Raw genomic sequence first — 12,374 nt, 5'->3', positions numbered from 1 at the left:
TACGTCGGCCGCCGACGGGCCCTACCAGCAGATGAAGAGCCAGCACTCCTTGGTGGGGCTCGGCGTGGGTGCCGGAGTGGTCGGCGCCGGCGCGTCACCCGGGGCCGACGCCGTCGGGCTGCCGCTGCCCGTGGCGGTCGGCGTGGGACCGGACTGCGAGGCCGACGCGGACGGCGAACCGCTCGGCGGGGCACTCGACGGGCCCCCTTGACCGCCACCGCTCCCGGAGCCGTTCCCGCCCCCGGATCCGCCGGATCCCTGGCCCGGTATGCCCGTATGGCCCGGCGCGGGCGCGTCCGAGTCCTTGGGAGAGGCGGACCTCGTCACCTTGGCCGGGGTCGGCCCGTCCGGCGGCGTGGCGCTCTCCGTGGGCAGCGGCGGCAGCGAGGTCTCGACGACCTCTTCCTCCTGTACGGCGGTGGCGGCGCCGCCCTCGTCCGGAGGCTCCATGGCCAGCTTCGCCAGGCTCAGGGCACCTGCCGCGAGCACCAGACCGAGCGTCCCCACCAGGACGTTGCGCCCCTTGCGGCTGCGCGCCCGCCGACTGCGGCGGGCACCGGCCCGCCCCGGCGCCGCGCCACGGCGCGCGGCACGACCGCCAGGAGCCGCCGCGCGCGGCGGCTCCAGCGGGTCCAGTTCGTAGACATGCTCGACGTGCTCATCGCGCGCGGCGCGCTCACCGCGCTCGACGTACTCGGTGTACTGGACATGCTCGGCCGTGACGGCGCGCGCGGGCGGCTGGTGGGTCTCGTACCGCAGCTCCTCGACGGGGGTCCCGCATCCGGCACAGGCAAGAGCGCCGTTGAGGTGCCGTCGGCACTGGTGGCAGTAGTCCATGGCTGCCGCAGAGTATGTGTCGACAGGACACCGGAGGTAGGCGGGAACGTGAGGATCCTGTGAGGAAACCCCAGGTCGGCGGCGTGTCGTCGTGATTCTCCCGCTTCGGGCAGGATGGGCTCATGACACCGTCCGAGCCTTTCGGGACACGTGAGTTCCAGCTCGTCCTGCTGCGCCGCATGGCCGACCACCAACCGGACCTGGTCGAGGACGCGCTACGGCGGCTGGGGGCGACGCGGTCCGAGTCGCGCGAGGCGAACCGCCGCTGGCAGGCCTGGTCGCATGCCCGCCGGGGCCCCGGGGAACTGTCCCGCTACCGCTCCGCCCTGGGTGAGCCCGTGGCCCGCCGCGCGGTCCCCGACCTCGGCGCCGAGCTCCTGGAGTGGGAGCTGCCGCTCTGGCCCGCGCTGCGCTGGCAGGTGATCGTGGGAGCGCCCGGCGGCCGCGGCGGGGCGGCGGTCTGGGGCAGCGGTCTCGTCCGCGCGCCCGGCTCCCCCGTGCCCGACCTGCGCACCGAGGCCGATCTGCGGCCCTGGAGCTGCACCATCGCCGAGGTCGGCAACGCCTTCCCGCCGGCCCGGGCCCGGGACGGCAGCGCACCCACCCGGCTGCGCCTGGACTTCACCCTCCCGGACGGAACCCCGCGCGCCGCCGAGTTCACCTGGGGCCTGCTGCAACGCCTGATCTGACCCGACGTCAGGCGATTCCCGCACCCCCGGGCGGCGCAGCCCAGCGCGCGCCGCGCCGGAGCCGGTCGCACGATGCGAACAGAACGCCGAAGCAAAACGGCGTACCACCTCGCTCCGTGCCAGCACCGCACTCCGGAGGATCTGCCGTGACCGTCAGCCTTGAGCAGCTGCGCCGTTGCCATGTCGCCGTCGACCTGGGGGCCGCCCGCACCCGGGTCTTCGTCAAGGGCGCCGGACTCGTCGTCGACGAGCCGAGCGTCGCCGCCGTGAACACCCGCACCGGCGCGCTGATCGCCGTCGGCGCCCTGGCCGAGAAGATGACCGGCCGCACACCCGACTACATCCGCGTCGTCCGCCCCGTCTCCGGCGGCACCGTCGTCGACATCGAGATGGCGCAGCGGATGCTCCGCCACCTCCTCGGCGAGAAGCTCCGCCGCCAGCTGCGCCGCAAGCCGCGGCTGCGCGCCGCCGCCTGCACCCCGCACGACAGTGACCCGCTCGCCCAGCGGGCCGCCGTGGAGACCCTCGTCGGGCTCGGCGCCCGGCGGGTCGAGCTGGTCGACACCCTGATCGCGGCGGCCGTGGGCTGCGGACTCCCCGTCGAGCAGCCCACCGCGACCATGATCATGGTCTGCGGTGCGGCGACCACCCAGGTCGCCGTGCTCTCACTGGGTTCCATCGTCACCGCCGAGCGGATCCCGGTGGGCGGCGACGCGATCGACCACGCGGTCATCCAGCACCTGCGCCACCAGCACGAGCTGATGCTGCCCAGCCAGTCCGTCCGCCCGCTGCAACTCGCCCTCAGTGGCAACGGTCTGACCCTCCAGGGTCCGACCTCCACCGAGATCCACGGCCGCGACGTGGCCACGGGCCTCGCCCGTTCGGTGACCGTCGACACCGCCGCCGTACGCGAGGCGATCCACACCCCGCTGACCGCCGTGCTCGACGGCATCGGCAAGATCCTGCGGGACTGCCCGCCCGACCTCGTGGCCGACCTCGCCGAGCGCGGCATCATGATGGTCGGCGGCAGCGCCCTGCTCCCCGGCCTCGACCAGATGCTCCGCGAGGCGACCGGGATGCCGGTGCACATCGCCGAGCGGCCGGACGTGTGCGCGATCCTCGGGCTCGGCCAGATGCTGGAGGGCAAGATCCAGCCGATGGTCCTCGACCCGCTGTCCGAGGCGGAGTGATCTCCGCATCCCTCCCATTTGTACGACAATGATCCCATGTCGCTCATGGACCCGGCCGACGAACCGACACCCCGTCTGCCGATGCTGCTGGAAGCGGTCCTGAGTGTCGGAACCGATCTCGAACTGCGGACCACGCTCCAGCACATCGTGGACTCCGCGGCCGAACTGACCGGCGCGCGCTACGGAGCGCTCGGGGTCGTCGACCCCGAGCGCCACCGGCTCACCGAGCTGTTCACGGCCGGGATGACGGAGGCCGAACGGCAGCGCATCCCCAGGCTCCCCGACGGACACACCGGGCTCATCGGCGTCCTGGTCCAGGACCCGCAGCCGCTGCGGCTCGACGACCTGACGGCCGATCCGCGCTCGAGCGGGGTCCCGGAGGGCCATCCCACGATGCGTTCCTTCCTCGGGGTCCCGATCCGCGTCCACACCGAGGTGTTCGGCAACCTCTATCTCACCGAGAAGCGCGGGGGGCCGTTCACCGACGACGACCTCGCCCTTCTGCGGGTCCTCGCCTCGCAGGCCGGGATCGCCATCGGCAACGCCCGGTTGTACGAGACCGCCCGGCAGCGCGAGCGCTGGATCGAGGGCGCGGCGGCGGTGACGACGGCCCTGCTCACCGGGGAACCGGCGGCGGACGCGCTGATGACGGTCGCCGAGCGGGCGCGGCTGCTCGCGGACGCCTCGGCCGGGGTCGTCCTGCAGCCCACCCAGGAGGGCGGGATGGAGATCGTGGCCGCCTCGACGGTCGACGATCCGGGTGATCTGGTCGGTACGACGATCGCGCCGGGATCCCCGGTCCTCGAGCAACTGCTCGGCGGTGAGCCCGTGTTCGTCGAGGACTCCGCCACCGATCCCCGGATGACCACCCACGTACGCTCGCGGTTCGGGCCCTCGATGATGCTGCCGCTGCAGAGCGGCGGCCGGCTGATCGGCACCCTCGCTCTCCCCCGGCGGCGCGGCGGCCGGCCGTACACGGCGGTGGACCGCCTCCTCGCCTCGCAGTTCGCCTCCCAGGCCGCGCTGGCCCTGGTCCTGGCGGACGCGCAGCACGACCGGGAGCAGCTGGCGGTGTACGAGGACCGCGACCGGATCGCCCGCGACCTGCACGACCTGGTCGTCCAGCGGCTGTTCGCCACCGAGATGATGCTGGAGTCGACCCGGCGGCGGGCCGCGGAGTCGACCGACGAGAACGCACTGCTCGGGCGGGCGGTGGACGAGCTGGACTCCACCATCCAGGAGGTACGGACGACCATCTTCGCGCTTCAGCAGCCGCCCGCCGACGCGCCGACGACCTTCCGGGGGCGCGTGCTGCGCGAGACGGGCGGCGCGGCGGTCCTGCTGGGCTTCCAGCCCTCGGTGCACTTCTCGGGCGCGGTCGACACCCTGATCGCCGACGCAGACGCCGAGCGGCTCATCGCCGTGCTGCGCGGTGCGCTGGCGGCGGCCCACCGCCGGGCGGGCGTCTCCGCGATCACGGTCGAGGTGGCGGCCACCCCGGAGGGCCCGCATCTGGTGGTGTCGGACGACGGCGAGCCGCCCACGACGGTGAACTGGCCGTAGCCCCTGTACGGCCCAATCCGGCGCGCCCCGCTTGGCGTCGCGACCTTGACTGATCAAGTGGACACCCTCGAGAAGCCTTCCGGCGCCGCCTACCGGAACCTGGTCATGGCCACGATCGGGTTCACGCTCACCTTCTGGGCGTGGAATCTGATCGCGCCGCTGGCAGGTGACTACGGAGACCGGCTGAACCTCAGCTCCTTCGAACAGTCGCTGCTCGTCGCCGTCCCGGTCCTGGTGGGCTCGCTGGGCCGGATCCCGGCCGGCGCGCTCACCGACCGCTACGGCGCCAAGGTGATGTTCCCGCTGGTGTCGGCCCTCACGATCGTGCCCGTCCTGCTGCTGATCCCGGCGAAGAACTCGTACGGCGCGATGCTCGCCGTCGGTTTCCTCCTCGGCCTCGGCGGCACGACCTTCGCCATCGGCATCCCCCTGGTCAACTCCTGGTTCCCACCGGCCAAACGGGGCCTGGCGCTCGGTGTCTTCGGCATGGGCATGGGCGGTGTGGCGCTCTCCGGCTACTTCACACCGCGCATCGCCAAGCACGGCGAGAACCTGCCGTTCGCCGTCGTCGCCATCGCCCTCGCCGCGTACGCCGTCCTCGCCGTGTTCCTGATCACCGACCGCCCCGACCGGCCGGTCCCCACGGCCTCCCTCGCGACCCGGCTGGGCAGGGCGGGCCGGCTGCGGGTGACCTGGGAGCTGTCGGCGCTGTACGCGATCGGCTTCGGCGGCATCGTCGCGTTCGGGGTGTACCTGCCGACGTATCTGAAGACCTGGTACGAGCTCGACCCGACCGACGCCGGCACCAAGGCCGCCGGTTTCGCTCTCGTCACGGTCGCCTTCCGCCCGATCGGCGGCTGGCTCTCGGACCGGATCCACCCGGCACTGGTCACCGCCGGCGCGCTCGGATTCGCCGCTGTCCTCGCCATCGTCCAGGCCTTCGACCCGCCCCTGAACCCGGGTGGCACGATCGCCCTGCTCTGCATGGCCGCCGGACTCGGCACGGCGAGCGGCTCGGTCTTCGCCCTGGTCTCCCAGGTCACCCCGCAGCCGCAGGTCGGCAGTGTCACCGGCATCGTCGGCGCGATGGGCGGGCTCGGCGGCTTCGTGCCGCCGCTGGTGATGGGCGCGATCTACAGCGCCAAGGACTCGTATTCGATCGGCTTCATGCTCCTGTCCGACCTGGCGCTCGCGGGCTGCGCGTACGCCTACGGGCGGATGCGGACGATCCGGCCCACGGACGAGGGCGGCGCGGCCCCGGAGGTGAGCAAGGTCGCAGCGCGCCGCACCTGACGGGCGGGAAGAATGCCTCTCGGCATCCCGCTACGCGAGGAGGACGACCGTTGAGCGCGCTCTTCCCGGCCCTGGTGGCCGGCTCGGACCGGCCCGCACTGCGCTTCGGCGCGGACGCCCTGACGTACGGCGAACTGGCCGCCGCCGCGAGCGCGCAGGCCGCGCGGATCAAGGACGTGGGCCGGGTGGCCGTCTGGGCCACCCCCACCGAGCGGACCGCGGTCGCCGTGGTGGCCGCGCTGCTGGCCGGCGTACCGGCGATCCCGCTCAACCCGCGCACCGGGGAGCGGGAGCTGGCGCACATCATCGGTGACAGCGCGCCGGGCGCGGTCCTCGCGGGCCCGGAGGACGAACTGCCGGCGGGGCTGGCGGGCCTGCGGCGCATCGACGTGGACGTGTGGGGACGCGGCCCGGCAGTCGCGGAGCCGGCGGACGCCGAGCCGGTGGGCGCAGAGCCCGTGGGCACAGAGCCCGTGGGCACAGAGCCCGTGGACTCCCAGTCGCTGGGCTCCGAGCCGGTGGGCTCCCAGTCGCTGGGCTCCGAGCCGGTGGGCGCCGAGTCGCCCGCCCTGATCGTCTACACCTCCGGCACCACCGGGCCGCCGAAGGGGGTCGTCCTCTCCCGCCGGGCGGTCGCCGCGTCCCTCGACGCCCTGGAGGGCGCCTGGGCGTGGACCGCCGACGACGTCCTCGTCCACGCGCTGCCGCTCTTCCACGTCCACGGACTCGTCCTGGGCGTCCTCGGCCCGCTGCGGCGCGGTGGATCGGTCCGGCACCTCGGCGCGTTCTCGGTGGCGGGCGTGGCCCGGGAACTCGGGGCGGGCGGCGGCACGATGCTGTTCGGCGTACCGACGATGTACCACCGGCTCGCGGACGCCCTGGACGACGACCCGGCGCTGGTACGGGCGTTGGCCGAGGCTCGGCTGCTCGTCTCCGGCTCGGCCGCGCTGCCCGTGCACGACCACGAGCGGATCACGGCGGCCACCGGCCGGACCGTGATCGAGCGGTACGGCATGACCGAGACCCTGATGAACACGTCCGTCCCCGTGGGCTCCGGGCCCCGGCCCGGGTCCGTCGGTCTCCCTCTGCACGGTGTGGAGCTGCGCCTGGTGGAGGAGGACGGCACGGAGATCGAAGCGTACGACGGCGAGACCGTCGGCGAGATCCAGGTCAGGGGCCCGAATCTGTTCACCGCGTATCTGAACCGGCCGGACGCGACGGCGGCCGCGTTCGACGGGGACTGGTTCCGCACCGGGGACATGGCGGTCCGCGAACCCGACGGGTACGTACGGATCGTGGGCCGCAAGGCCACGGACCTGATCAAGAGCGGCGGTTACAAGATCGGCGCCGGTGAGATAGAGAACGCGCTCCTGGACCATCCGGCGATACGGGAGGCCGCGGTGACCGGTGAGCCGGACCCCGACCTCGGGGAGCGGATCGTGGCCTGGGTGGTGCCGGCGGACGCGGAGAAGCCGCCGACCGCCGAGGAGTTGGCCGACCATGTCACCGGTCTGCTCGCCCCGCACAAGCGTCCGCGCACGGTCCACTTCCTGCGCGCGCTGCCCCGCAACGACATGGGCAAGCTCCTGAAGAAGGCCCTTCCGGAGGCCCTTGATGGCTGAGCGCCTCACGGCCCGCGAGGTCATCGCGCTGGTCACCGACGACTTCACCCCGCTGCGGACCCCGGCCCCCTACACGCCGGTGCTCCCGGACGGCCCGATCGGCTGGGCCGGGTACGGAGCCGCACGCGCGCGTGCCGCCGAGAAGACCGGCGAGGAGGAGTCCGTCCTGCACGGCAGGGCGACGATCGGCGGTCGCCGGGTGGTCCTGGTCGCCTTCGAGTTCGGCTTCCTCGGCGGCTCGCTCGGAGAGTCGGCCGGGGACCGGCTCGTCGCGGCGTACCGCGCCGCCCAGGCGTCCCGGATCCCGCTGGTGTCGCTCGTGGCGACGGGCGGCAGCCGGATGCAGGAGGGCATGATCGCCCTCGCCCAGCTCCAGCGCGTGGCGGTGGCGACCGTGCGGCTGCGCGGGGCCGGCGTCCCCCATGTCACGGTCCTGCGCGACCCGTCCACCGGCGGCGGCTGGGCCACGGTCGGCGCGGGCGCGGACGTCGTGCTCGCCCTCCCCTCCGCCCAGGTGGCGTTCGCCGGCTCGCGGGTCAGGCCGCAGGACGCCGACCCGTCCGCGTACACGGCCGAAGACCAGTGGGAGAACGGGCATGTGGACGCGGTCGTCGACCCTGCGGACCTGCGGGAGACGCTCTCGCTGTGGCTGCGGCTGCTGACGGGTGGCACACCGGGCGGCCCGTCCGCGGAGACTCCGGCTCCCGCTCCCCCGCCCCGCGCCCTCACGGAAGCCACCCCGCCCGGCACCGGCTGGGAGGCCGTCGTACGGGCACGGTCCGCCGACCGCCCGCGCGCCGGGGCCTACCTGGACGCCTACTTCAGCGCGCGGGCGACCGTCCGCGGAGACCGGGCGGGCGGGGTGGACGCCGGGGTGGAGTGCGGCTTCGGGTTCCATGACGGGCGGACGGTCGCGTACGCGGCGCAGGACGGTTCGGCGACCCGCCCGGCGGGCTTCCGGACCGTCGCCCGGCTCGTGCGGCTCGCGGACCGGCTCGGGATCCCCGTGCTGACGCTGATCGACACGCCCGGCGCCGCCAACGACGCCGAGGCCGAACGGGCGGGGGCGGGCCCGGCGATCGCGGACGCGTTCGTCGCGGTCGCGGGGGCCCGGGTCCCGGTGACCTCGCTCCTGGTCGGCGAGGGCGGTTCGGGCGGGGCCCTGGCGCTGGCCGCGCGGGACAACACCTGGGCCACGCCCGACGGTTACTTCTCCGTCATCGCCCCGGAGCTCGCCTCGGCGATCCTCAAGCGGACGCCCGAGCAGGCCCCGCTCACCGCCGACCAGCTCCGGCTGCGGCCTCAGGACCTGGTGGAGCTGGGGATCGTGCGGGGAATCGTGACGCGCGGGACGTAGCCGCCCCGCGCGCAGAGAGGCCCGGCACGGCTCCACGCCGCACCGGGCCTCCGTCATGTCCGGTGGACCGGGGGCTACTTCACCCCCACCGCCCGGATGATCTCCTGCTTGACCGCGCCACCGCGGTCGTCGGACGCACCCGCCCGGAACGAGATGTACTGCGCGCCGTCCGGCACCTGCAGCTCACCCGTCCAGGCCGCTCCGCGCCACGACTTCTTGAGAGCGACCTTCTGCCAGGTCGCGCCGTCGTCGTACGAGACCTCCAGGGAGCCGCCGCCGATCGTGCCGGTGTCGGCGGCGCCCTTCACGTACTCCGCCGAGATCCCGACGGGCAGCCGGCTTCCGCCACGGACATCGCCCTTGAGGTCGGTGTCCACGTCGAAGCCGAGGTTGATCAGCGGGAGGAAGGTGGAGCGGTCGGAGGGGGTCTCCTTGGAGCGGAAGGTCCACTCGGCGTGGCCCTTGGTCGACAGCCGCCAGCGCGCCGGGTCCAGCGTGGTGTCGGTGACGACCTTGAACTCGGCCTCCGCCGCCGGGGCGTTCCAGGCGTAGGCACCGGAGCTCATCTTGCGGTCGACGCGGGTCCCGTTCACCCACACCTCGGTGAACTGGCTCATCGAGTCGTCGCCCCACACATTGCCGAAGCCGGTGTGGTCGGGGCCGGAGTCGCCCCAGCCGGGGGTGTTGAAGCGCGCCTGGTTGCCGGACCGCTGCTGGCCCCAGCCGAGCCCGGTGCCGAGCCACGGGTGCCAGACCGGCTTGAACCACTCGCGGTGCGTCGTGCTGTCCGCCCGGTAGGAGACGACCCCGCCGCGCTGTTCGAGGGAGTCGCCGAGGTCGACCGACTCGTGCCAGCCCTGGCCGCGGCCGGTGGAGACGTACTCGGTGCGCTCGACCGGGAAGGCGATGTACTCCTTGAAGCCGAAGCCGATCGGGAAGGTGTCGGTGATCGAGTAGCGGAACTCGCCGCCGAGCTCCTTGCGCCCGGTGGGCATGTGGAACGTGGAGCGTACGGTGGCGAGTTCGTCCTCGTCGGGCCGGAAGACCAGGTCGGACGGGATCGCGCCCGGGTGCCCCTCGGAGAGGTCGTAGACGTACGGCGGGTAGGGCGTGCCGGTCAGGTCGACGCGCTGGCCGCGCGCGGCGGCCGAGGCCAGCCGGGCGCCGTCGGCGGCGTTGACGGTGGCCACGGTCAGCGGCCGGTCCTGGTAGTCGGCGGTGCCGAACCAGGTGTTCAGCCGGCCGGGAGCGTCGTCGGTGACGAACAGGAGGGCGGCGCCCGCGTCCTGGGCGGTCTGCGCGATCTCGACGGGCGTCAGCGCCCCGGCGCGGACCAGGACGGCCTTGCCCTTCACGTCCTTGCCCGCGTACTCGGCGGCGGTTCCGGTGCCGGCGTCGACGAGCGCGAGCCGTGACCGGCCCTCGCGGGTGGCCGTGCCGGGCTGCTGGACGACGTCGGAGAGCCGGGCGTCGCCCGTGCTCGCCTCCAGGCGCGGTGCGCCGAGCCGCCAGACCGTGCGGTACTCGAAGGTTCCGGTGGCGGGCTCGGTCGTGGGCGCGGCGAAGATCGAGTCGTACTTCACCGGCAGCTGGACGGCGCCGCCGTAGTGGGCACCGTTCGCCTCCCGGTCGAACTCCATCAGGAGCTGGCGGGTCTCGGTCCGCTTCTCGACCTCGGCGCGGATCTCCTTCAGCTGCCGACCGTCGAGGGTGATCTCGCGGTCGCGGTCGAGGACGATCTCGGGGTTCGTGAGGAAGCCGAGGCCGAGGGAGTCCTTGCCCTTGGAGCCACGGACGTCGAGGAAGGTGTCGACGGTGTACGTGCCGGGCTTCAGGCGCAGTTCGAGGGTGCCGGACTCGCCGACGGTCGCCGGGAACGGGTCGTAGCCCTCGGCGAGGCGCTGGACGCCCAGGTGGGCCGGGGTCGGGGCGCCGTCACGGTCCTTGACGTGGATGGTGAGGTCGTAGCGCTCCTCCTCCTTCACCAGGCCGAGCGCGGTGTGCGCGACCGGGGCGCCGGAGGCGGAGGCGACGATCCGGCCTGAGGCGTTGCCGACCGGGGCCTTCGTGCCGTCGCCGGTGACCGTGGTCTGCGCGGTCCCGTGGGCCGGGACGGTGAGGGTGGTGTCGGCGAGGGTCGCGACGCCCGCGGGCATCCCCTCGACGGCGAGGTTCAACTCCACCGCGGTGTCGGAGTGGTTGGTGTAGGTGACGGTCTTCGTGACCGGCTTGTTCGCCTCGTACGGCCAGGAGAAGTAGCCGAGGTCGGCGGAGCCGGTGGCGGTGACGTTCGCGCTGATCGCCGCTGCCACGTCGACCCGGCCGGCGCCGAGTTCGTAGGAGCCGGCGGAGAGCGTCTTCGACGAGGACATCAGGGCGTTCTTGAGCTGCGCGCCGGTCCAGTCGGGGTGCTTCTCGGCCAGCAGGGCGGCGACACCGGCGACGTGCGGGGTCGCCATCGACGTACCACTCATGGCGGTGTAGAGACCGGTGCCGGTGACGAGCTGGGAGCGGGCGGCGAGGATGGAGACGCCGGGCGCGGAGAGGTCGGGCTTGAGGGCCTGGTCGCCGAAGCGCGGCCCCTGACTGGTGAAGTAGGCGGCCTCGTCGGCGGAGTCGACGGCGCCGATGGTCAGCGCGGAGTCGGCGGCGCCGGGCGAACCGATGGAGCCGGGGGCACCGCTGTTGCCGGCGGCTATGACGAACAGCGCGCCGGTCTCGGCGGTGAGGTTGTTCACGGCCTGGGCCATCGGGTCGGTGCCGTCGCTGCCCTCGCGCGAGCCGAGGCTCATCGAGACGATCTTCGCGTCGATGTCCTTGGCGGCCCACTCCATGCCGGCGATGATCTCGGACTCGCTGCCGAAGCCCTCGTCGCTGAGGACCTTGCCGACGGCGAGGGTCGCGCCGGGCGCGACGCCCTTCTCCTGGCCCTGCGAACCGGCGCCGCTGCCGCCGACGGTGGAGGCGACGTGGGTTCCGTGACCGTTCCGGTCGGCGACCTCCTGGCCCTCGATGAAGGACTTGGACTCGCCGACCCGGTCCTTGAGGTCGGGGTGGGCCAGGTCGGCGCCGGTGTCCAGGACGGCGACCTTGACGCCCTTGCCGGTGAGCCCGGCCTCCCACGCCTTCGGGGTGCCGATCTGGGCGTTGGACTGGGCCATGGTGGCCTCGACCCGGCCGTCCAGCCAGACCTTGCCTCCCGTGGAGCGGGTGGTGGGCGAGGTGAACGTCCGCCAGAACGCGGCCGGGTCCGTCGCCTCCACCGCCGCGCCGCCGATGCTGGGCAGGGCGCGGACGGTCTCGGTGCCGCGCGGCGTGGCGGCGCGCGTGCCCTTGCCGTGCGTGACGATCAGCGGCAGTTCGTCGGTGACGCCCTGCTCGATGAGGCCGCTGACGTCGAAGAGCCGCCGGTCGAGGGCTCCGGAGTCCAGGTAGGGACGGGCCTCGTCGGGGATGACGGTGACCCGGCCGTCGGAGATCTCGCTGCGTACGGCTCCGGTCGCGCCCTCGGCCCGGTCGACGGTGACCGTCTTCTTGCCGCCGCCCAGTTCGGTGACGGTGACCCGGTCACCGGTGATGAGGGTGACGGTGTTGCTCTGGGCCGCGGTGCCCTTGAAGGTGTCGGGCACGGCGGGGGCGGTGGTGCCTCCGGCAGCGGCGGTCTGCCCTGCCGTGAGCAGCACCAGGGAGATGCCGGCGGCGAGCAGCCCGGCCCTTCCTCCTGCGGAAGGTCTGTTCATCGACGCACTCCTCGACACCCGGGGGAAGGTGTGGTTCCGGGTGTCGCGAGGAGTCTGTTCTCCACAGCGGTAGTTGAGTACAG

At 73.4% G+C, this 12,374-nt stretch carries 8 protein-coding genes; 6 read left to right on the top strand and 2 right to left on the bottom strand.

The window, feature by feature from the left end:
• Positions 1–21 precede the first annotated feature (21 nt).
• Entirely contained in the window at positions 22–837 is an 816-nt protein-coding gene (locus ABZ939_RS03420) for a hypothetical protein (protein WP_361848558.1), read from the bottom strand.
• A gap of 122 nt (positions 838–959) precedes the next feature.
• Between ABZ939_RS03420 and ABZ939_RS03415 the strand changes: the two genes are divergently transcribed.
• The 6 genes from ABZ939_RS03415 (at position 960) to ABZ939_RS03390 (ending at position 8,551) form a co-directional block, all read left to right on the top strand.
• Positions 960–1,526, top strand: a complete 567-nt coding sequence (locus ABZ939_RS03415; RefSeq protein ID WP_361848555.1) for a hypothetical protein — start codon at positions 960–962, stop codon at positions 1,524–1,526.
• Between the two features lie 146 nt (positions 1,527–1,672).
• Positions 1,673–2,716 carry a rod shape-determining protein gene (locus ABZ939_RS03410; protein ID WP_361848552.1) on the top strand — a complete coding sequence of 348 codons (1,044 nt, stop codon included), beginning with the start codon at positions 1,673–1,675 and terminating at the stop codon, positions 2,714–2,716.
• Positions 2,717–2,752: 36 nt separating this feature from the next.
• Positions 2,753–4,279, top strand: coding sequence for a GAF domain-containing protein (locus ABZ939_RS03405; RefSeq protein WP_361848549.1), 1,527 nt, complete (start codon positions 2,753–2,755; stop codon positions 4,277–4,279).
• A gap of 105 nt (positions 4,280–4,384) precedes the next feature.
• Complete coding sequence (locus ABZ939_RS03400) at positions 4,385–5,572, top strand: MFS transporter (protein ID WP_361849110.1); 1,188 nt, start codon at positions 4,385–4,387, stop codon at positions 5,570–5,572.
• A 50-nt stretch (positions 5,573–5,622) separates the two neighbouring features.
• Complete coding sequence (locus ABZ939_RS03395; protein ID WP_361848546.1) at positions 5,623–7,194, top strand: acyl-CoA synthetase; 1,572 nt, start codon at positions 5,623–5,625, stop codon at positions 7,192–7,194.
• Positions 7,187–8,551, top strand: coding sequence for a carboxyl transferase domain-containing protein (locus tag ABZ939_RS03390; protein WP_361848543.1), 1,365 nt, complete (start codon positions 7,187–7,189; stop codon positions 8,549–8,551). Before ABZ939_RS03395 ends, ABZ939_RS03390 begins: the two co-directional genes overlap by 8 nt.
• 74 nt (positions 8,552–8,625) lie before the next feature.
• Here ABZ939_RS03390 and ABZ939_RS03385 read toward each other — a convergent pair whose 3' ends face one another.
• Positions 8,626–12,291 carry a S8 family serine peptidase gene (locus ABZ939_RS03385; RefSeq protein WP_361848540.1) on the bottom strand — a complete coding sequence of 1,222 codons (3,666 nt, stop codon included), beginning with the start codon at positions 12,289–12,291 and terminating at the stop codon, positions 8,626–8,628.
• Positions 12,292–12,374 lie beyond the last annotated feature (83 nt).

This window comes from Streptomyces sp. NPDC046712, from assembly GCF_040645695.1.
In the GTDB taxonomy this organism is placed as follows: Bacteria; Actinomycetota; Actinomycetes; order Streptomycetales; family Streptomycetaceae; genus Streptomyces.
The sequence above is the reverse complement of the archived record's forward strand: the minus strand, read 5'-3'. Positions and strand labels throughout refer to the sequence as shown.

Excerpts from the sequence above, each read along its gene's own strand:
- ABZ939_RS03385 (WP_361848540.1), bottom strand. The coding sequence starts at position 12,291 with ATGAACAGACCTTCCGCAGGAGGAAGGGCCGGGCTGCTCGCCGCCGGC.
- ABZ939_RS03400 (WP_361849110.1), top strand. The coding sequence starts at position 4,385 with ATGGCCACGATCGGGTTCACGCTCACCTTCTGGGCGTGGAATCTGATC.
- ABZ939_RS03390 (WP_361848543.1), top strand. The coding sequence starts at position 7,187 with ATGGCTGAGCGCCTCACGGCCCGCGAGGTCATCGCGCTGGTCACCGAC.
- ABZ939_RS03420 (WP_361848558.1), bottom strand. The coding sequence starts at position 837 with ATGGACTACTGCCACCAGTGCCGACGGCACCTCAACGGCGCTCTTGCC.
- ABZ939_RS03405 (WP_361848549.1), top strand. The coding sequence starts at position 2,753 with ATGTCGCTCATGGACCCGGCCGACGAACCGACACCCCGTCTGCCGATG.
- ABZ939_RS03415 (WP_361848555.1), top strand. The coding sequence starts at position 960 with ATGACACCGTCCGAGCCTTTCGGGACACGTGAGTTCCAGCTCGTCCTG.